Annotated in this window: 19 protein-coding genes and 1 riboswitch; of the genes, 7 read left to right on the top strand and 12 right to left on the bottom strand. The window is 64.4% G+C overall.

Features of this window, described 5'->3' with window-relative positions; all coding sequences use genetic code 11:
- Positions 1 to 28 precede the first annotated feature (28 nt).
- Positions 29 to 325 (top strand): putative quinol monooxygenase, encoded by a 297-nt coding sequence (locus tag RHODMAR_RS04375; protein ID WP_042937947.1) that lies wholly within the window; start codon positions 29 to 31, stop codon positions 323 to 325.
- Here RHODMAR_RS04375 and RHODMAR_RS04380 read toward each other — a convergent pair.
- From RHODMAR_RS04380 to RHODMAR_RS04390, 3 genes are all read right to left on the bottom strand, one after another.
- On the bottom strand, positions 260 to 1771 hold the full coding sequence (locus tag RHODMAR_RS04380; protein ID WP_008711681.1) for a phage infection protein: 1512 nt from the start codon (positions 1769 to 1771) through the stop codon (positions 260 to 262). The genes RHODMAR_RS04375 and RHODMAR_RS04380 overlap by 66 nt on opposite strands.
- Before the next feature lie 87 nt (positions 1772 to 1858).
- Positions 1859 to 2473, bottom strand: coding sequence for a histidine phosphatase family protein (locus RHODMAR_RS04385; protein ID WP_008711683.1), 615 nt, complete (start codon positions 2471 to 2473; stop codon positions 1859 to 1861).
- Positions 2474 to 2477: 4 nt separating this feature from the next.
- On the bottom strand, positions 2478 to 3389 hold the full coding sequence (locus RHODMAR_RS04390) for a LysR family transcriptional regulator (RefSeq protein WP_008711685.1): 912 nt from the start codon (positions 3387 to 3389) through the stop codon (positions 2478 to 2480).
- A gap of 82 nt (positions 3390 to 3471) precedes the next feature.
- On the opposite strand from RHODMAR_RS04390, the gene RHODMAR_RS04395 reads away from it, so the two are divergent.
- Positions 3472 to 4701 carry an MFS transporter gene (locus RHODMAR_RS04395; protein ID WP_051047780.1) on the top strand — a complete coding sequence of 410 codons (1230 nt, stop codon included), beginning with the start codon at positions 3472 to 3474 and terminating at the stop codon, positions 4699 to 4701.
- A 23-nt stretch (positions 4702 to 4724) separates the two neighbouring features.
- Here RHODMAR_RS04395 and RHODMAR_RS04400 read toward each other — a convergent pair whose 3' ends face one another.
- The 5 genes from RHODMAR_RS04400 to lysX all read right to left on the bottom strand — a co-directional run bounded on the left by RHODMAR_RS04400 (position 4725) and on the right by lysX (position 11199).
- Positions 4725 to 5162 carry a DUF4190 domain-containing protein gene (locus tag RHODMAR_RS04400; protein ID WP_008711689.1) on the bottom strand — a complete coding sequence of 146 codons (438 nt, stop codon included), beginning with the start codon at positions 5160 to 5162 and terminating at the stop codon, positions 4725 to 4727.
- 52 nt (positions 5163 to 5214) lie between these two features.
- On the bottom strand, positions 5215 to 5616 hold the full coding sequence (locus tag RHODMAR_RS04405) for a PPOX class F420-dependent oxidoreductase (protein ID WP_008711691.1): 402 nt from the start codon (positions 5614 to 5616) through the stop codon (positions 5215 to 5217).
- Positions 5617 to 5777: 161 nt separating this feature from the next.
- Positions 5778 to 6782 carry a beta-ketoacyl-ACP synthase III gene (locus tag RHODMAR_RS04410; protein WP_008711693.1) on the bottom strand — a complete coding sequence of 335 codons (1005 nt, stop codon included), beginning with the start codon at positions 6780 to 6782 and terminating at the stop codon, positions 5778 to 5780.
- A 100-nt stretch (positions 6783 to 6882) separates the two neighbouring features.
- Positions 6883 to 7779: an alpha/beta fold hydrolase gene (locus RHODMAR_RS04415; protein ID WP_008711696.1), complete on the bottom strand. Its 897-nt coding sequence runs from the start codon at positions 7777 to 7779 to the stop codon at positions 6883 to 6885.
- A 108-nt stretch (positions 7780 to 7887) separates the two neighbouring features.
- Positions 7888 to 11199, bottom strand: a complete 3312-nt coding sequence (gene lysX / locus RHODMAR_RS04420; RefSeq protein ID WP_008711699.1) for a bifunctional lysylphosphatidylglycerol synthetase/lysine--tRNA ligase LysX — start codon at positions 11197 to 11199, stop codon at positions 7888 to 7890.
- Positions 11200 to 11504: 305 nt separating this feature from the next.
- Here lysX and RHODMAR_RS04425 point away from each other — a divergent pair, with 305 nt between their 5' ends.
- A complete protein-coding gene (locus tag RHODMAR_RS04425) occupies positions 11505 to 12488 on the top strand; it encodes a hypothetical protein (protein WP_042937962.1) in 984 nt (327 codons plus the stop codon).
- Here the strand turns inward: RHODMAR_RS04425 and RHODMAR_RS04430 are convergent.
- The 4 genes from RHODMAR_RS04430 to RHODMAR_RS04445 all read right to left on the bottom strand — a co-directional run bounded on the left by RHODMAR_RS04430 (position 12470) and on the right by RHODMAR_RS04445 (position 16105).
- Positions 12470 to 13024 (bottom strand): GNAT family N-acetyltransferase, encoded by a 555-nt coding sequence (locus RHODMAR_RS04430; protein ID WP_008711703.1) that lies wholly within the window; start codon positions 13022 to 13024, stop codon positions 12470 to 12472. The genes RHODMAR_RS04425 and RHODMAR_RS04430 overlap by 19 nt on opposite strands.
- A gap of 135 nt (positions 13025 to 13159) precedes the next feature.
- On the bottom strand, positions 13160 to 13579 hold the full coding sequence (locus RHODMAR_RS04435; protein WP_008711706.1) for a TIGR03668 family PPOX class F420-dependent oxidoreductase: 420 nt from the start codon (positions 13577 to 13579) through the stop codon (positions 13160 to 13162).
- Between the two features lie 15 nt (positions 13580 to 13594).
- Positions 13595 to 14947 (bottom strand): putative bifunctional diguanylate cyclase/phosphodiesterase, encoded by a 1353-nt coding sequence (locus RHODMAR_RS04440; RefSeq protein WP_008711708.1) that lies wholly within the window; start codon positions 14945 to 14947, stop codon positions 13595 to 13597.
- Between the two features lie 93 nt (positions 14948 to 15040).
- Complete coding sequence (locus tag RHODMAR_RS04445) at positions 15041 to 16105, bottom strand: LacI family DNA-binding transcriptional regulator (RefSeq protein ID WP_232433575.1); 1065 nt, start codon at positions 16103 to 16105, stop codon at positions 15041 to 15043.
- 47 nt (positions 16106 to 16152) lie between these two features.
- Between RHODMAR_RS04445 and RHODMAR_RS04450 the strand changes: the two genes are divergently transcribed.
- The 4 genes from RHODMAR_RS04450 (at position 16153) to RHODMAR_RS04465 (ending at position 20333) form a co-directional block, all read left to right on the top strand.
- Complete coding sequence (locus tag RHODMAR_RS04450; protein WP_008711713.1) at positions 16153 to 17352, top strand: MFS transporter; 1200 nt, start codon at positions 16153 to 16155, stop codon at positions 17350 to 17352.
- A gap of 45 nt (positions 17353 to 17397) precedes the next feature.
- A riboswitch (cobalamin riboswitch) is annotated at positions 17398 to 17521 on the top strand.
- Between the two features lie 6 nt (positions 17522 to 17527).
- Positions 17528 to 18556, top strand: coding sequence for an ABC transporter substrate-binding protein (locus tag RHODMAR_RS04455; protein WP_008711715.1), 1029 nt, complete (start codon positions 17528 to 17530; stop codon positions 18554 to 18556).
- The gene (locus RHODMAR_RS04460) at positions 18553 to 19578 is read left to right on the top strand and encodes a FecCD family ABC transporter permease (RefSeq protein WP_008711717.1); all 1026 of its coding nucleotides are present in this window, start codon (positions 18553 to 18555) and stop codon (positions 19576 to 19578) included. Before RHODMAR_RS04455 ends, RHODMAR_RS04460 begins: the two co-directional genes overlap by 4 nt.
- Positions 19575 to 20333 carry an ABC transporter ATP-binding protein gene (locus RHODMAR_RS04465; protein WP_008711719.1) on the top strand — a complete coding sequence of 253 codons (759 nt, stop codon included), beginning with the start codon at positions 19575 to 19577 and terminating at the stop codon, positions 20331 to 20333. Before RHODMAR_RS04460 ends, RHODMAR_RS04465 begins: the two co-directional genes overlap by 4 nt.
- Positions 20334 to 20400 lie beyond the last annotated feature (67 nt).

A 20400-nucleotide genomic window follows, 5' to 3' on the forward strand; every position in this document is an offset into this window, starting at 1 on the left:
TCTCGCCGAACGAAGGAACAAACTCATCATGAGCAACGATCTCGAGGTAGTCGCGACGATCATCGCCAAGCCGGACGCCGTCGACGCCGTCCGCGACGGCCTGTCGGCACTGGTCGCCGAATCACGAAAAGAAGACGGCAATGTCTCCTACAAGCTGTTCGAGTCGGCAGTCGAGCCCGGCACCTTCATCACCATCGAGGTCTGGAAGTCGCAGGAGGACCTGGACGGGCATATGCAGACTCCGCATCTGCAGAAGGCTCTAAGCGAGTTCGGTCCCCATCTCGCGGCCGCGCCCGCCATCCACCCGCTCCGGCCCGTCGGCTGAGTCACCCCGAGCGCTCGCGTAGACGAGTGCCGAGACGGCCAACAAGGCCACCGTGGCACCGATTGCGAGCCAGCCGGTCCCGCTCATCTCGCCCGACGCGATGATGCGGGCACCGGCGGCGGTGTAGCTCATCGGCATGAATGCTGCGAGATCACCCCAGATCGGCGCGGTCGAGGTGTACGCGAGACCGCAGACGACGACCTGCACCGCGAGGGCAACGACGTTGACGATCTGCCCCACGACCGCCCCGAGCACGCGCTGAATCGCACCCGCGGCGGCGAGGTACGCGGCGGCGGAGACGACCAGGAATGCGCCTGCTCCGACCACCGGTCCGATCGCCGCGTCGGTGGCGAACGCAAACGCGAATGCGGCGCTCACCCCTACTGCGGCCACCGCTGCTCCGATGGCGAGCCACCGCGGCTTGCTGTCCCGGCCGAGCACTCGCACGAGACTGACGCAGCCGAGGGCCCCGAGGGCCACCAGGGCGGCGATCAGGTACGGGGTGGCACCGGTACCGGTGGACGTCGAGATGGCAGCGAGATTCTGATCGGACGTGGTCTCGTCCGCTCCGGCGGCAGCGGTGCCCGGCGGAAGTGCTGCGGAGGCGTCGCGCACGTTGGTGGCAATACCGCTGACGATGCCCTCGACCGGCTTGACGGCGGTCACGAGCTGATCGGTACCGGCTTTGAGCTGTTGTCCACCGTCATCGAGCTGGCCGAGTCCGTCCCGTAGCTGCACCGTGGCGTCGCCGAGCTGGGCGGTGGCACCGAGGAATTGACTGTTCGGGTCGTTGAGTTCGCCGGACAGCTGCTGAGCGCCGTCCTTGAGGGTCTGCAGCTGCGCGAGAGTATCGGGACCGAATGCCTGCGTGTTCAAGTTGTCGATCACCCCGCGGATCTCACCGGAGACCGCGTCGGATCCTGGGTGCGGGAAGCGATCGACCTGGTCGGCCGTGGCGGCGAGCTTCGCGGTGAAGTCGGCCTGCAGAGCTCCGAATCCGGCGAGCTGATCGACGACCTGGTCGACGCCACCGCTGATCTGCGACGCGCCGTCGCCGAGCTGCCCGATTCCGTCTCGGTACTGTCCGAATCCGTCGGCGAGTTGGATGGTTCCGTCGTGAGCCTGGGTGATGCCGTCGGCGAGCTGCCCGACGCCGTCGTTGAGCTGTGTTCCGCCGTCGGTCAGTTGGCCGATGCCACTGGAGAGAAACGTGATGGGAAGCGACGCACTGTTGAGGCTGTTGCGTGCCTTGGCGAGGGGATCCGCGGTCGCCTGTTCGGACGCCGGTGCCTGGTCGGTGTCTGCGACGACGGTGGTGCTCTCCGAGGCGGACTCGCCGCCGAGGTCGTAGCCGGTGCCGAGGGCGAAAGCACCCACCGCTACCAGAGGAAACGCCAGTGCGGTGAGAGCAACGGCAGGACGTCGGAAGATACGCAATTCACCCATGATGAGTTCGAGGCTAACTGCCCTCGGCGGCTGGATTGACCAACGAGCGACTCGGTGGGCAGGGTTCGACCCCGCTGACCTGGGACTCTAAGAGGTCTCTGTGGATTGTCGGTTGCGCGGGAGTAGGTCCCACACATGCTCGGTCTCGTTCACCGAGGAGACCGACCTCGCACCGCTGCGAGAGAACAGTACGCGCGTCACCGAGCAGTAGTCGATCGGAAACCCCAGGACTTTCGGGGTCTGCAGAATGTCCTGCAGCAGAATGTTGATCACGCCGCCGTGGGCGAACAGTGCGACGGTGTCGGTGTGCGCGCTGGTCGACACCACGTCGGCTACCCCCGCCAGGACGCGTCGACGAAAGGCCTGCTCATCGACCTGTTCGGGAAGATGCCCGGCTTTGATGCGGTCGAATGCCTCGCGGAACTCGGTCTTGGCCGATTCGATGGGAACGTAGCCGCCGAAATCGCGATCGTATTCGGTCAAGCGCTCGTCGGGTTCGACGGTCACTCCGAGCCGATCGGCGAGCGGCTGCGCAGTCTGGACGGCGCGTAGCTGCGAGCTCGACAGCACCCGCGAAATCGGAAACCGCGCTACGGCAGCGGGCACCCGCAGGGCTTGTTCGACGCCGAGTTCGGCGAGAGAGGGATCGGCAGAGGTCTCCGATCGTTGTGGCAGCGCGTGCCGCACCAGAACCAGTTGCATCGACTCACCTAATCACGAGTGTCCGACCACTGCGCTGCACCATGGACCGGAACGCCGAGACCTGACGCGGCGAGTGGGCCCTCGGGTTCCACACCATACCGATGCGCCGGCGGGCCGCGGGCTGGTTGAGCGCGATGTCGACGGTTCCGCCCTCGCCCCCGTGCGCGCGTATTCGCGGCAGGATGGCGATACCGAGGCCGGCACCGACGAGGCCGCGCACGGTGTGGATGTCCTGGCCCTCGAACGCGATGCGCGGGGTGAAGCCGGCGGCGGACCACAGCTCGTCGCAGATCGACCGCATCCCGAAGCCGTGGCCCATCGCGATGTAGTCCTCGTCGGCGGTATCGGCAAGATCGACCGATCTGCGGCCGGCCAGCCGGTGATCGGCGGGGACGACGAGCATCAGCCTTTCGTCGTAGAGCTGGAACGAATCGGCGTCGGTGTGTTCGGCGCTCAGCGAGACGAACGCCAGATCGGACGCACCGTCGGTGAGCCGTTCCAGGCAGCGCGCGCGTGCTCCCTGGTCCAGCGCGAACGTCACGGCCGGATGATCGACGCGGAACTGACGAATCAGCGCGGGGACGACATCCTCGCCCAGCGTGTTCTGAAACGCCACGGCGATCCGGCCCCTGGCCCGGGCGTCGTGCTCGGTCATGGCGTCGATGCCGGCGTCGATGTCGCTCAACGCCCGCTGCAGGTAGGGGATCAGCACTCGACCGGTGCTGGTGAGCACGATGCCGCGGCCGCGTCGTTCCACGATCTCGGTGCCGAGGATCGTCGATGCGCGAGCGACCTGACGACTGACGGTCGGTTGCGGGACGCCCAGGACGTGGGCGGCGTCGGTGATGTGTTCGGTGTCGGCCACCGCGACCAGGGTCGGCAGCAGAGGGAGCAGCTCGATCGTTTCGCGGCGCATGGTCGAATCATATTGCCGCAGTATCGGTTGGGTTCCTCTCATGCATTGGACGAATACCGTAAGCACTTCTAACGTGATCGGTATGACTACGACGCGGCCCACCGTCCTCGGGTGGGAGGGACACCCGAGGGGATCACGCGAATATCGACGCCTCGTGCTGGCGTTGCTGTTCGCCGGAGTTGCGACATTCGCTCAGCTGTACTCGGTCCAGGGGATCCTGCCGCTGATCGCCGCCGATCTCGGCATCACGCCGTCGCAGTCCTCGCTGGCGGTCGGTCTCGCGACGGTCGGTGTTGCAGTGTCGGTGATCCCGTGGTCGGTTGCGGCCGACCGCATCGGTCGAGTGCGAGCGATGACTGCCTCGATACTCACCGCGACGACGCTGGGCCTGCTGGTACCGCTTGCCCCGTCGCTCGAGGTGCTGCTGGTCGTTCGGTTCTTCGAAGGTGCTGCACTGGGTGGACTCCCGGCCATCGCGATCGCGTACCTCAGCGAAGAAGTGCACCGCAGTCACACCGCGCTGGCCGCCGCGACCTACGTCTCGGGCACGACGCTGGGCGGGCTGCTGGGCCGCATCGTCGCCGGACCCGTTGCCGAATACACCGATTGGCGCATCGGCACGTTGACGGTGTCGGTGATCGCAGCGCTGGCTGCAGCCCTGTTCGTGTGGCTGGCCCCGAAGCCGCGAACGACGCTCGTGCACAGCGAGATCCGCGACCTACCGGGGCGGCTGTGGACGAACTTGCGTGAACCGGGAATGGCCGCGCTGTACGGACAGGGCTTCCTGCTGATGGGCGGATTCGTCGCGATCTACAACTTCCTCGGATTCCGTTTGGAAGCAGTACCGTTCGGACTCCCTCAATCGCTGATCAGCCTGATCTTCGTGGCATATCTCAGTGGAACCGTGTCCTCGCGCGTGGCGGGCAAGCTGGCGACGAAGCACGGGCGATCGGCAGTTCTCGCCGGATCCACCGCAACGATGATTGTCGGAGTGGCGCTGACCATGGCGTCGAACCTTGCCGTGATCCTCATCGGATTGGTGATCCTGACCATGGGATTCTTTGCCGCCCATGCCATTGCATCGGGGTGGACGGGACAACGAGCCGTGCACGGCCGCGCCCAGGCGACCTCGCTGTACAACCTGTTCTACTACGGTGGATCGTCCGTCGTAGGGTGGCTCGGCGGAGTCGTCTTTCAATCCCTGGGATGGAACGCGTTGGCGCTGTTCGTCATTGCGTTGGCCCTCATCGCAGGCGTGTGGGCGACGTGCCTGAAGAGTCGCCTGGACGTGCCTGTCTCAGTAGCTGGATGAAGTCTCAGTAGCTGGATGAAGTCTCAGTAGCTGGATGAAGTCGACGCCGCGACCGCGAACAGAATGATCGCACCCACGATGATGACGAAGAGCGCGATCGACACGTAACCGACGATGATGCCTGCCGTCGCGAATCCGGACCCGCCTTCGCCGGTGCGTTTGATCTGACCACGCGAAATATGGCCGCACACAACAGCACAGACGGATGCGATCAACGGCAGAAACGTCAGCCCCAGAACGGCCAACACGAGCGAGACAATCGCCAGGGTGTTGGTGGGCGCGGGAGTCCGATAGCCCGCTCCGGCATACGGGTACTGGGGGTTCTGGTACTGGGGATTCTGGTACTGCGGGTTTTGATATTGGGGGTTCTGGTACTGCGGATACTGCTGCTGTCCCGGGTACGGCTGATCCTTGTTCGATGCGTCGAACGGATCGCTGCCCTCGCCCTGCGGATTCACCATTGCGGGAGTGTGACACCTCGAGACTGCCGCCGCAAGCGGTTCGCCACCGACGCTACGAGCCGAGCTTGCCCCAGCCCACATACGCGTCGACGGTCACATACCCGGTCACCCGCGGCTGATCCCGAACCGGATACGGCTTGCCGGTGTAGTGCGTCGAAATGCGATCGATGTCCACCAGATCCGGGTCGCCCTGCAACTCGATCGAACCGTGCACCGTCACGTGCGTGTACCAACTCGCCTCGTCCAACACCGAAACCGAGACCTTCGGATTGGCCCGAATGTGCTCGAGACGCTTCCTGGACGCGTCGAAATTGAGCACGATCTTCCCGTCCTCCCACAGATACCAGGTAGGCGCAGTGATCGGTGTCCCATCGGCACGAACCACACCCATGACAGCGGGATTCGCCTTCTTCAACAACTCGACAGCGGCATCGGGCAGCGGAGGCTTCGGCATACGACAACCCTACGACTCGACGGCAGCCTTGACCACGATTGCGCCCACACCCGCCTCCCAAGTCCACTCGATGTGACATTGACTGCCGAAAAGGCCACTGAACGTCACATCGAGTGCACTGGGGGTCCGGGTGCACTGGTTCTGGTGCAGTCCCGAATCGACTACAGGTTGGGGAGTTTGACTACCTGTCCGGCGTAGGACAGTCCTGCCCCGAAGGCGAGGAGCAGCGCGGTATCTCCTGCTTTTGCTTTGCCGGTTCGCAGGAGTTCCTCCATTGCCAGGGGGATCGAGGCTGCCGAGGTGTTTCCGGTTTCCGCGATGTCGTTGGCGACGGGGGTGGACTCGTCGAGGTTGAGGCTCTTGGCCAGCAGCTCGGTGATGCGGCTGTTGGCCTGGTGGGGGATGAAGGCGTGCAGTTCGTCGGTTTTGATGCCGGCGACGTCGAGTACTTTCTGCGCGGCCTTGCCCATCTCGAATGCGGCCCAGCGGAAGACGGAGATGCCGTTCATTCGGATCCAGGGTCGTTCCAAGTCGGCTTTGGTGATGTAGTCGTACCAGTCTGTGGTCTGCACGATGGCGTCGGATTGCGAGCCGTCCGAGCCCCATACGGCGGGCCCGATCTCGGTTTCGTCGCTCTGTCCGACGACGACGGCACCTGCGCCGTCGGCGAAAATGAATCGCGTGGTGCGGTCGTAGGGGTCGGTGGTGACGCTGAGCTGCTCCGCGCCGATGACCAGCACGTACTTCGAAGTTCCGGCCTTGACCAGGTCGGATGCGACGGCCAAGGAGTAGCAGAAGCCTGCGCAACCGGCGCAGATGTCGAATGCGGCCGGGCCCTTGGTGCCGAGTCCGTGCGCTACCTTCGCGGCCGCTTGGGGTGTCAGCTCCAGATGAGTCGAGGTGGCAACGATGACGGTGTCGACCTGGTCGGCCGTGATTCCGCTGGCCTCGAGGGCTTTGCGCCCTGCCGAGATGGACATCTGGACGACGTTTTCTTCGGGTTCGGCGAAGCGCCGGTTCTTGATTCCCGATCGCGTCTGAATCCACTCGTCACTCGAGTCGATGAATTCGCAGATCTCGTCGTTGGTGACTACTCGCTCGGGGCGGTGAACGCCGAGTCCGAGTAGTTTCGACTGTCGACCCTGCGTCGTGCTGATCGCACCCATGCTTGATTTCCTCTCGTGCTACCGCGCCATCGCCGAGCGTCGGCTCGGGTCTTGGGCTGCGGGCTCGGTGACACACGTTACGTGCGTCGGCCGGAGAGGGTCACACCAGTTCGGTTATCAGGGCTGCCACCTCGGCTGGTTTGTCGATCATGGCGTGGTGATGTGCAGGCATGAGGATCGTGAAATCGGCCCGCAACTTCACGGCGAGCCGCCGTTGCGTTCGGATCCATCTCTTGGCCCACGGCGACGGTCGGCCCGTGTGTGCGGCCGCCACGATGACGGGTACGTCGAGCCGGGACTTCTTGCGAAGACGTGTCAGCTCCACGGCGAGATCCGAATAGACGACGTCCTCTACCAGCGCGGCGGCGAGGTAGGTGGGTCGGCGATAGATGTCGTCGACCCAGTCGAACGTCTCCTGCGGTGTGCCGTCGGGCGGGGTCGCTTGGTTGAGGACCCGGCGAACGCGGGGGCCGGCCAGGGTTTGCAGGCCGGTTCTGCTGAGCGCCGTCGCGATCATGTGCGCGGTTTTCACCCGGACGGCGGCAGGGATGACACGTCGAGGATCGGATTCGGCGCTGGAGTCGAGGAGTAGGACCCCGCGGATGCGCGACGGGTACAGCCGCGCGACGGCCTCGGCGTAGAAGCCGGCAATGGAATGGCCGACCACGACGGCCGGTTCCGTGACGTCGAGTTCGTCGAGAACTCCGATGATGCGGTCCGCCTCCCCTTTCACGGTAGGGGTGGCGCCGGCCGGGAGTGGGTCGCTGAGTCCGAATCCGGGACGGTCGATGACCACGACGCGATGCCTGGCGCTGAGGATCTCCACGGTGTCCTGCCAGTCGAACCAATTGCTGCCCAGCCCCCCGCACAGCACGATCGTGGGTCCGGAACCTCGGGCGAGGATGTGGAGGCGCTGGCCGTCGACTTCGACGAAGTGTCCGGGGGGATGTTTCACGGGAAACAACGCAGTCGGCTCGGTTCGGGCTCCGCGGTCCATGTCTTCTCCAGGGCGATCTCGGTGACGCGTTTCCGGTTTTCGCCACTGTTTCCAGTCATACTCCTTGTTTTTGGCCGTCGCGTCCAGCGGTCCCGTCGAGACCGACCGTCACTGACGTGGCTTGGCCAACGGGAACGCCAGTGTTTCCCGGATGCTTCCACCGGTGATCAGCATGACGACGCGGTCGACGCCCATGCCCAGCCCGCCGGTCGGCGGCATCCCGTGTTCGAGTGCCTGCAAGAAATCCTCGTCCAAGCTCATCGCCTCCTCGTCGCCGCCGGCCGCCAGCAGGGATTGCTCGGTGAGGCGTCTGCGCTGGTCGACGGGGTCGGTCAGTTCGCTGTACGCGGTGCCGAGTTCTACGCCCCACGCGACGAGATCCCACTTCTCCGCGACGCCCGGAATGCTGCGGTGCGGTCTCGTCAACGGGGACATCGACGTCGGGAAGTCCTTGTAGAAGGTGGGGAATTCTGTGTAGTCCTCGACCAGATGCTCGTACATTCCCTGGGCGACGGCCCCTGCATCCCAGGACTTCTCGTACGGAATGTCGTTCTCGTCGCACAGGCGTTGTAGCTCGTCGAGCGGAGTCGCCGGCTCGACCGACACCCCCAACTTGTCGGCGACGGCACCGTGCAGAGTCTTGACGGGCCATTCGCCGGAGATGTCGATCTCGATCATCTCCCCGTCCGGACCGTCGGGCCGCAGGATGATCTCGCGACCATGCGCAGCCACTGCCGCTCGCTGAATCAGTTCACGGCACAACACCATTGCGCGCTCGTAGTCACTGTGAGCTTCGTAGGCCTCGAGAATCGTGAACTCGGGATTGTGTTTGAAGTCCGCCCCTTCGTTGCGGAACACCCGGCCGATCTCGAACACCTTCTCCATGCCGCCGACGCACAGCCGCTTGAGATACAGCTCCGGGGCGATGCGGAGGTACAGATCGAGGTTGTAGGCGTTGATGTGGGTGACGAACGGGGCCGCGTTCGCCCCGCCGTGCACCTGCTGCAAAATCGGCGTTTCGACTTCCAGGTAGCCGCGGTCTCCCAACGAATCACGCAGGGATTTCACGACATTCGACCTCGCGATGAGCAGAGAACGCGCGTCACGATTGATGGCCAGATCGACGTAGCGCTGCCGCACCCGGGCCTCGGGGTCGGTCAGTCCGCGGTACTTGTCCGGCAACGGGTGCAGACATTTGGCGTTCATGCGCCAGTCGGCAGCGATGAGCGAGAGCTCGCCGCGCTTGCTGCGACCGATGGAGCCACTGACCTCGATGAGATCGCCGAGATCGAAATCGGAGCCGAAGTTCTCGATCGAATCCCCGACGCGATCGCGGTCGAAAAGCACCTGCATATCGGCCGACCAGTCCCGAACCACGGCGAATACGACGCCGCCGTAATCTCGGATGCGGAGGATGCGTCCGGCAATTCGCACCGTAGTGCCCTGGGGCGATGCCGCCGCAGCCTCGATGGTGTGCGTCGGGGGATAGGCGACCGGATAACCCTCGACACCGTCGCGTTCGAGGCGGTCGAGCTTGGACATGCGTACACGTACCTGGTCGGGGCGCTTACGAGCCGGGGTCGGCTCGTCCGGCACGCTGTCGGGGCCACTGCCGTCGGGATGGATGTGGTCGGCGTCGGCCAGCGCGGCCGGCACTGAAACATGGGATCCGGTGTGCTTCGACGCGCGCCGGAAGCTCGGCAGAGTCACGAAGCCCTCCGCGATGGCCGACGCGACGCCGACCTTGGGCAACACCCGATTTTCGGCGAAGCACAGGTAGCGCGGCTCCCACTCGGGCCGATACTTCACGTTCGAGCGATACAGCGCCTCGAGCTGCCACCACCGGGAGAAGAACACCAGCAAGCCGCGCCAGATTCGCAGCACCGGTCCGGCCCCGATTCGGCTGCCCTCCTCGAACGCCGCACGGAACACCGCGAAGTTCAGCGAGATCTTGCTGACACCGAAATTGTCTGCACCGGTGGCCAACTCGGTCACCATCAGCTCGATGACCCCGTTCGGCGACGACGGATCGCGGCGCATCAGATCCAGCGACGCACCGGTACGACCCCACGGCACCAGCGAGAGAACACCGATCACCTTCTCGCCCTGAACTGCTTGCACCAGAAGGCAATCGCCGTCGAGCGGATCACCCAACCGGCCCAACGCCATCGAAAATCCGCGCTCGGTCTCGGTATCGCGCCACGCATCCGCGCAGGAAATGATCTCCGACATCTCCTCGCGCGAAATATCGCGATGACGACGCACGGTGACCACGACACCCGCCTTGCGAGCCCGGTTGACCGCCTGACGCACGGGGCGCATCTCGCGTCCATTGAGGTTGAAATCTTTGGTCTTCAGGATTGCTTCGTCGCCGAGTTCGAGGACACTCAGACCGGCCCGCTTGTACGCCGTGGCACCGATCTCGCTGGCTCCCATGACCGCTGGGGTCCAACCGTATTTCTCGGCCAGCTCGAGCCACTCCGAAATCGCATGGGGCCAGGCCTCGGGGTTGCCGATCGGATCCCCGCTCGCCAAACACACACCGACCTCGACGCGATACGTGACCGCCGCCTTGCCGCTGGTGGCGAAGATGACGCCCTTGTCGCGGCGGGTCGCGAAGTAGCCGAGGGAATCGTCGCCACCCCACTTGTCCAGCAGGCCGCGCAGAGCCGACTCATCGCGACCGGTGAGCGCATTGCCCGACCGCTGCGACCGAAACAACGTGACGACGGCACCGAGCAACGCCAGCGCGCCGAACAATCCCAACGCAGTGTTGACGAAGCCATTGGGCCTGCCGTCGAACTGCTCGTTGTCCACCGTCGCCAACGCTGTGACGCGGTTGAACGCCCACAGAAACGTCTGCCCCTCGGGCAACGACCCGGGGAACGCCGCCACCAGCACCCACCCGACGACCGTCCCGACCGCCGCACCGAGCACCAGCACCCCGAGCGCCTTCCACACCGCACCGCGCCGGACCCGGGTGTAGAACTCCTTGCGCGCTGCGATCAACAACCCCACCATCAACACATGCACCGCAAGCGCGATCCACGAATTGATGCTCTCGTCCGTGATGCCCTCGACGACGTTGGTGATCGCCAGCAACACCAGATAAATCGTCAGCAACCACCACGCAATTCGCTTGCGACTCGCCAACGCTGCCGCCAACAGCCCGACAACCAGAGCCCACGACAAACTCGTATCCGGCGCATCGAAGTAATAGTTGTCCACGTACTCGCGCGGGGCGTGCACCAGAAAACGAAGAGTCGGCGACAGACTCCACAGAAACAACAGCACCGCGAACACACCGAGCACCAGGCCCGCAATATGCGGAACCTCACGCAAACGACCGCGCTCCGGCGGAGCAAACGACCGCGGAGCCGTAGAACCGGACCGTTCCGAGGGAACTGCTGTCGCCGTCATATCTCACTCCCGAAGTCAGAATGCACCTATGCAAAGTAGACGGTATCCCCGTCGCCCCCGAGTCAGTCGACCACTGCCTGCACATTTCGCCCACTCAATGTGACGTTCAGTGGCCCTTTCGACGGTCAATGGCACATCGAGTGGACCTCCGAGTCGACCTGTCGGCCAACTCGGACTGTCGATTGGGGAGTGCGGCTCGTGGGTCGCGACCCGAGTTATCCACAGGGTGTGAGTTGTCCACAGGGCTTTTCGTTTCCCATCGTTGCGTCTGATTCGTGTCGTGCGGACAGCGCATCATCATGTGCATGAAGCGGGGCGGCGCACGAATCGATGCGAAGGCGATCGCTGCTGCGTCGGATCGCGGATTGGTGAGGACGGCTGATCTACTCCAACTCGGGGTGGCGTCCAAGACAATTGTTCGACGTACCTTGCCCGACGGCATCTGGTCGCGCGCGCTGCCCGGGTTGGTGTTCTTGAAGAATCGCCCGTTGACTCCGATCGAGCGCGCGACCGCGGTGTCCATCTACTGCGGGCGCGATGCGGTCATCAGCGGCCGTGCCGGGTTGGCGTTGCACGGTTTGGGCACGTCGGGCTCGTTCGAGGAGACCTTCGCACTCATTCCCGAGTCGCAACATCGCAAGTCGGTGGGCTTCGCGTCGATCGAGCGGACGTGGCGGATGCCGACTGCGGAGATCAAGTCGGGGCTTCGCGTCGCGCCGATCGTTCGGTGCCTGTGCGATGCGGTTCGGCGGATGAGGAACACCGAGCAGTGCATGGCGCTGATTGCGAGCGTCGTGCAGCGAGGGGCAGCCACTGTGGACGCGATCATGAAAGAACTCGACGCCGGCAGTACGCGAGGGACTGCGATGCCGCGTCGAGTGCTGAGGGAATTGGCCGCGGGCGCGCATTCTGTGGCCGAAGCCCAGGCCCAGAAGCTGTACGGACGCAGCGGACTTCCGGCGATGCAACACAATGTGGCCGTGTACGACGAACACGGCAAGCTCCTGCTGATCGCCGACAATTGGCTCGACGACGTCGCATTGGACTGGGAGATCGACTCACTCGAATTTCACCTGTCGCCCGCGGCCCACCGGGCGACCGTGGCGCGGCGCGAGCGAGCGCAGAACGCCGGTCTCATCGTCGTGACCCATCTGCCGAGTGATATTCGTGATGATCCAGAACGGGTGCTGCGGGACTTGCGAGCACGCTACGCCCAGGCCAGGGCCAGAGACCGACCCAACGTGACGGTGCGCCCCAGAACGGACCTGAACTACCGACAGTCCGGTTGATATACCCACACCATGTGACGGCCGGTCTCGGACGCAGCTGCTATCGGTCGATTCTCGATCCTGTCGAGGGCGAAACCAAGCCTCCGCGGTACGGCCTGACTCCTCGAGTTCGCTGCATCACAATGGATTTCGACCCGCTCGATGTCTTCCAGCTCGAGCGCCTCCCGTACGAGCGCAGTGGTGGCTTCGGTGATCACTCCACGGCCCTCGGCCCTGACGTCGAGCCAGTATCCCAATTCGATTCCGGATGGCCCGATCCTGCGATGCATACCGATCTTGCCCAGAAACGAGCCGTCGGCGAGCTCGAAAATTCCGTAGTCGAACACCTCCCCGGCTTCCCATTGCTCGCCGGCGTCTGCAATACGAGCGACCTGCGTCGAAGCCTCGGCAGCTGCGTCCGTCACCCACCCCATCCACGGCAGCAGCCGAGTGCGATTGCGATCGATTGCATCGGCAATGACATCGGCATCGTGCACCGACTCGCGACGAATCACGAGGCGTTCGGTCACAATTCGATCGGGGGGTACACAGGCCATGCCGCACAGTCTGACGGGAACCCGACACACCGGCGAACGATTTTCTGCGTGCGTAAGCGCCGGCATGTCCACTCGATGTGCCATTGACAGTCGAAAAGGCCACCAAATGTCACATTGAGTGGGCGGGGGGGCGGGTCAGGAGGCGGACCAGGATCTCCACGACAGTTTGTCGATGATGATCACTGGCCCGTCGGGTCTGTTGTTCTTGTATTGCCTGTATTTGGCGACCAAGGCGTCTGTTGCCGATGTGCCTTCGTCGCTGGCGGTGTCGACGATGTGCGCGTTTCCGTCGGCGCGGATCCACCAGAGTTGTGACCAATCGTCGGAGTAGTGGTCGACGATGAGGCTGACGGCGGGGTCTGCGCGAATGTTGTCGAGTCGCTGGAGTTTCTGGGTTGTCTTGGGTTTCCAGTCGATGGCGGTGAAGATACGGTCGCCGGTGGGCGAGACGGCGAAGACGATCGGTACCAGGTGTGGTGTGCCGTTGGGGTTGATGGTGGAGAGTTGGGCTCGGGGTGCGTCGGTGAAGCGTTGAATTTCGTTGTCGATCTTCACGTTCGGGTCCTCGGGTTATGCGGATTCGCTGTGGGTGCTGTGTAGGGCGAGGATTTGTTCGAGTGCCGCAACGGACATGGGGCGTCCGAGTAGGTGTCCTTGGCCGAAGGTTACGCCCATGTCGGTGCAGATCTGGAGTTGTTCGGGGGTCTCGATTCCCTCGATGACGGTGTCTTTTCCGAGCTCGGTGGTGACGTTTACGAGAGCGGTGCAGAGCGTGGTCATGGCTCGGCGGCGGTGGAGATTGTCGCTGTCGAGGTGCTGGGTGAGCGATTTGTCGATTTTGAGTGTGTCGACGGGGAGGGTCGCGAGGCGCTCGAGGGATGAGAAGCCGGCACCGAAGTCGTCGATGGCGATGAGGACGCCGTGGCGCTGAACGTCGCGGAGTTGGTAGTGGACTGCGTCGAGATTGTGGAGTGTCTGTGATTCGGCGAGTTCGAGTGCGAGCCGTCCGGGTTCGATGCGGTAGGTGTCGACTATGTCGATGACGTCGGTGGCGAGGGTTCCGGTGGCGAAGTGGGCCGGGCTGATGTTGACCCCGACCTGTAGGTGGATGTTGCGGGCCTGCCAGTCGGCGATCGTGTGGGCGACTTCGGCGATGATCCACATGCTCAGCGGCACGATGAGGTCGGCGTCTTCGGCGAGTGGGATGAATGCGTCGGGCATCAGGAGGCCGAGTTCGGGGTGGTTCCAGCGGATGAGCGCTTCCGCGCCGACGACGGATCCTGTCGCGAGTTCGACGATGGGCTGGTAGACCATCGTCAGTTCGCGTTCGATCATGGCGACGCCGCGCAGTCGTTCGATGAGTTCGAGTCGGGTGCGGTTGGTGTGGTGCAACTCGTCGGTGAAGACGTGATATTTGTTCCGTCCGACGGCTTTGGCGGCGTGCATGGCTGCGGCGGCATTGTGAAGCAATTGCGTTGCGCTGATGTCCGTGTCGTTGCTGGAGGCGACTCCGACGCTGGCAGTGAGGGTGAGTTGCCGTTCGCCGAGTTCGAATACGGGCTCGAAGATGCTCGCGAATCCTGCGGCCATGGCGCGGGCGGAGATGGAGTGACATCCTTTGGCGACAACAACGAATTCGTCGCCCGAGAGTCGGCCGATGGTGTCGCCGGGCCGCAGAGACGCAGCGAGTCGGTCGGCGATCATGCACAGCAGGGCGTCACCTTGGGCGGGTCCGAGGGCGTCGTTGAATTCTCGGAATCCGTCGATGTCGACGAGCAGGACGCTGAAGTGGTGGTCGGAGGGCTGGGTGTCGAGCTCGATGGTGATGAGGGCGAGAATTTCGCTGCGACTGGGCAGCCCGGTCAGCGTGTCGTAACCAGGGCCGGCGACATGACGGCGCTGCGCGTCGTGCTCTCGGCTCACTGTTCCCCCTCGTGGCCGGACAGCCATGAGTCATAGTAGCCCAAGAGTTTGCTTTTGCGCTATAAACAGGGAGCATCCCCTTTTTAAGGTCTATTAGAGCACGCCGCCCTCGATTCGCGGGTCGTTTTCGCGTCCTGTCGATCTCCGCTTCTCGACACTCCATCCCGCTGCATCCACCGTCTCGCTCAGTCCGAGTACCCACCGGGCCGACGAGCGTCCTTGATCGAACAACGACTGTGCGACGGTGGTCAACCCGGCCGCTGCAGCGACGGGGGAGTCGTCCCACCCGGTGACGGCGAGTCGCGTCGGAATCTCTATTCCGGTCGCCGCCGCAGCGTCGAGTGCCCCGAGGGCGAGCTCGTCACTCATCACCAGCAATGTGTCGACGACGGCGTCCTGTAGCAACAGTCGTGCAGCCCGGTCGCCTTCTCCGCGAGCGTTGTGGGTGGTGAACAGCGTCGGCACGGTCGACCAGTCGATTCCGAGACGTACGCAGGCATCGCGGTAACCCTCGAGCCGGGCTCGGGTCACCGGCATCGAGATGTCCGACGCGTCCGCGCCGGGCACGACTGTGGATTCGCGTCGCGAATCAGGTCGGAGAGCCACGATCGCAGGGTGTGCGCGGCTGGTCAACGCGGCGGTGGCGACTGCATCGGCTGCTGCTCGGTCGTCGATGGCGATCCATTCGAGGCCGGGGTGGTGGGGCCCGCCCTGAACGCAGGTCGGGCGGCCGGTACCGACAAGCACGTCGAGAAGTGGGTCGTCGATCTCGGTGGTCCACACGACGTACCCGTCGACCTGGGCGTCCCGGATCCGTGCATTGTCGTTGTCCCGGTGCAGGTTCGGCAGCATCACCAATGCGGTGTCGGCGTCGAGGCACGCGTCGGCGATACCCGACAGAAAGCGTCGAGCCTGCGGGTCCTCGAAGGCGTAGGTGAGCTTTTCTCCGAGTACGACGCCGATGCTGTTGTGCTTACCGCTACGCAGCGAGCGGGCAGCGCGGTTGGGTCCGGTGTAGCCGAGGTGGGCCGCTGCCGCGTGGACACGGTCCCTGGTGGCCGCCGAGACTCGACTCGGTTGGTTGTACGTGTACGACACGCTCATGGTGGACACGCCTGCGGACGCTGCAACATCCGCCATGGTCACCCGATTGCTCACCTCGCAACTGTAGCGCGATAACGAGGTCCTGTGTAACGTTACACAACATGTCCTCACCCCTACCGAAGTTGCTGGTGCTCGGCGCGGCCGCCTTCATCTACGTCACGGCGGAAACTTTGCCCGTGGGTTTGCTCCCCGAGATTTCCGGCGACCTGGGTGTCAGCGAATCGGCCGTAGGCCTGCTGCTGACCTTCTACGCGTACGGCGTCGCTGCCATGACGATGCCGTTGATCAGGGTCGTGCGGGAGTGGCCGCGGCGACGCGTCGTCGTCATCACCGTTGCCGCACTGGCACTGTCGCAACTGATGTCCGCGGTATCGGTCGGCTATCCGATGTTGGTGATCTCCCGAATGCTGTGCGCCGCAACGCACGGAATATTCTGGGCCGTCGTCGCGCCCGTCGCGGCGTCGCTCGCGTTGCCCGGAAAGCAGGGTAAGGCCATCGCCACGGTGTACGCCGGCACCTCTCTGGCGCTGGTCGCGGGCAACCCACTCACCGCAGCGATGGGGCAATGGTTCGGATGGCGCACGGCTGCAACGATTCTCGGGGTCGTCGCGACGGCCATCGCGGTGGCACTGTATTTCGTACTTCCGGCGCTACCGGTCGCCCGAGCGAGCTCGGAACAGAAAAAGACACCGCGGGTGCTCGACGGCACCCTGGCCATTCTGTGCGGCGTGACGTTCCTGGCCGTCCTCGGCCATTTCGTCGCGTACACGTACTTCTCACTGATCGTCGACCGTGCGATCGGCTCGGCGGGCACGACGCTGACCCTGATGTTGATGCTGTACGGCCTGTTCGGGGTGGTCGGCATCTGGGTGATCGGCAGAAGCTACGACCGGTGGCCGCGGCACTCCACCATCGCGGCTCTGGGCGCGGTCGCCGCTGCGGTCGCGATCCTGTGGTGCACTCTGACCGGAGCGCCGGGTGGACTGGCTGTGTTCGCCATCGGTGCCATTGCGTTGTGGGGGTTGGCATTCACCACGATCCCGGTGTGCATTCAGTCTGCCGTGGTCAGGGCGGCCTCGGCCGACGCCGACAAGGCGTCGGCGATCTATGTCGTTGCCTTCCAGCTGGCCATCGCAACGGGTGCGCTGGTGGGTGGGGTGTTCGTCGACATCAGCGGCATCGTGACCGTCACCGCCGCCGCCACGATTCTCGTCGTCGCAGCACTGCTGGTGGTTGTCCTGGCGCGCAACACGTTTCCTCGCACCGTCTCACCGGAGACCGTGACGGTAGCAGCACGCTGACCATTCGGGTAAGGCACACGATAGGGTCAGCACGCGACGAACGAGGGAATCCGGTGCAAATCCGGAGCTGGCGCGCAACGGTGACGGGTGAGAGCTCGAAGTCCGAATGCTCGGGCGTCGTGGTTCACCCCCACCCGCGGCTCCGCGACACGAGCCCCAAGCAGGAAGCTCTTCGATGCGCACCACACTCGCCGTACTCGGCGCTGTCTCCGTCCTTGCCGTGGCCGGTTGCTCGTCCCCACCGACGATCGACACTGCCGCCGCCGCCACAGCCGATTACCCGCTGACCGTGGAGAACTGCGGCCGCGACATCGTCGTCGATGCGCCGCCACAGCGTGCGGTATCTCTGAACCAGAGTTCGACGGAGATTCTGCTCTCCCTCGGCTTGGCCGACCGTATGGTCGGCACCGCCACCTGGACCGATCCCGTTCGCGCCGACCTCGAGTCGGAGAACGCGCGGGTGCCCCGGCTGGCAGACAACAAGCCCTCCCTCGAGGTGGTGCTCGACACCGAACCGGACTTCGTCTCCGCGTCGTTCGGCGGCACCCTCGGGCCGGGAGGCGTCGCCGATCGGGACCAGTTCCAGCAGCTCGGCGTCCCGAGCTATCTCTCTCCGACCGACTGCAACGGCAAGACCGACGACAGCGTCAACTCCGACGGTGCGCGCACGGCACCACTCGAGATCGAGACCGTGTATCAGGAGATCCGCGATCTCGCGGCCATCTTCGACGTCCGTGACCGCGGCGAGATCTTCGTCGCGGAGTTGCAGGACCGCTTCGTGAAAGCCTCCGATACCGTCGACGCATCGGGTGCGACGTTGGCGTACTGGTTCGCCGACACCGACACCCCGTACATGGCGGGCTGCTGCGGGTCGTCGGGCATCATCACCGATTCGGTAGGGGCTCGGAACATCTACGCCGACACCACCGATGAATGGCCACAGGTGAATTGGGAAAGCGTTGCCGATCGCAATCCCACTGCGCTCGTGCTGGCGGATCTGAGCCGTCGCAGCATTACCGGGGACGCCCTCGACAGCAAGATCGACTTCCTCGAATCGAATGCCGTCACGAGTCGGCTGACCGCCGTCGAGGACAAGCGCTACATCGTCGTCAACGGTGCCGATCTCAACCCGTCGATTCGGACCGTCGACGGAGTCGAGAAAGTTGCTGCTGCTCTGCAGAATTGGGGATTCGCGACCCGATGAGCCGAACCGATCGCGGGTTACTGATCCCGCTCCTGTTCGGTGGCTGTGTGGTGTTGGTGCTCTCGATCGGAGTGGCTGTGACGATCGGTCCGGCCACCGTGTCGGTTGCCGACGTGTATCGAGTGATACTGGGACACATGGGGATCGGCGCAGCGGAGGTGAGTCGCATCGAGGACGGCATCGTCTGGGAGTTGCGGCTGCCCCGAACCCTGCTGGCAGCAGTCTGCGGCGCCGGTCTGGCTTTGTGTGGCGCCATCATGCAGTCGCTGTTGCGCAATCCACTTGCCGACCCGTTCGTCCTGGGTATCTCGTCGGGCGCGTCCACCGGTGCTGTCGTGGTTGCCGTGCTCGGAGTGGGTGGCGGTGCGCTGTCGCTGTCGACCGGAGCGTTCGCGGGTGCGCTGCTGTCGTTCGTGCTGGTGATGCTCCTCGCCGCTGGTGCGGGCGGCGGCAACGACCGTGTGGTGCTGGCGGGAGTGGCCGGCACACAACTGTTCTCGGCTCTGACGTCGTTCATCGTCATTTCCTCGGCCGATGCCGAACAAACCCGCGGGGTGCTGTTCTGGTTGCTCGGGTCCCTGAGCGGTGCCGACTGGACAGACGTGGCGCTGTGCGGCGCGGTGGCGCTCGTCGGAATGGTGGTCTGCCTGTTCAGCACCTCCGCCCTCGATGCATTCACGTTCGGGCACGACGCGGCTGCCTCCCTCGGCGTTCCGGTGAAATGGGTGCGAATCCTGTTGCTGGTCATCACCGCATTGATCACGGCGGCCCTCGTCAGTGCAGCTGGTGCCATCGGATTCGTGGGGCTGGTGCTCCCGCATGCCGCCCGCTTCCTCGTCGGCGCGCGGCACCGACGATTGCTGCCGACGACGGTGGTGATCGGCGCGATCTTCATGGTCTGGGTCGACACCATCGCCCGAACGGTGTTCGCGCCGCAAGAGATTCCCGTCGGGGTGGTCACCGCACTCATCGGAGTGCCTGCCTTCGCGCTCATTCTGTTCCGGCTCAGGAGATCCCGATGACACTGCACGCCAGAGACATTCGCTGGTCACGCGGCGGACATCCGATCCTCGACGGCATCAGCTTCGTGCCGGATCCAGGCGAGACCATCGGTTTGATCGGCCCCAACGGTTCGGGCAAGTCCTCACTTCTACGAATCCTCGCGGGCATCGTCGCCCCCGACAACGGCGACGTGCTGCTCGACGGGCAGAGCCTCCGAACACTGCGTCGACGACGCGTCGCGAGGCGCGTGGCGATGGTCGACCAACATTCCGACACCGATGTCGACATCAGCGTCCGCGATGTCGTCCGCCTCGGACGAATCCCGCACCACGGAATCCTCGGCGGCAACGCCCTCGATGACGACGCCGCAATAGCCCGAGCGCTCACCGACACAGGCATGGCGTCGAAAGCCACCCGGCGCTGGCACACCCTCTCCGGCGGCGAGCGCCAACGCGTCCAGATCGCCCGCGCCCTGGCTCAACAGCCCACCGAACTACTGCTCGACGAGCCGACCAATCACCTCGACATCCAACATCAACTCGAGATTTTGACCCTCGTCGCAGGACTACCGTTGAGCAGCTACATCGCGCTGCACGACCTCAACCTCGCCGCAATGTTCTGCAATCGCATCATCGTCCTGAACCACGGCACCATCGTGGCATCGGGAACCCCGAACACTGTGATCACGGAGAACCTGGTGCGCACGGTATACAACGTGCACGCCACCGTCACCAATGCCGAGACTTATCCACAGGTGACCTATCGCCGTCCCTGATCCCGCTCGCCTCCGCAGCCCACCCCCGGAAGTCCCCCCCGCAGTCCCCCCGGAAGTCCACTCGATG

The organism is Rhodococcus sp. AW25M09, assembly GCF_000333955.1.
Classification (GTDB): Bacteria; Actinomycetota; Actinomycetes; order Mycobacteriales; family Mycobacteriaceae; genus Rhodococcoides.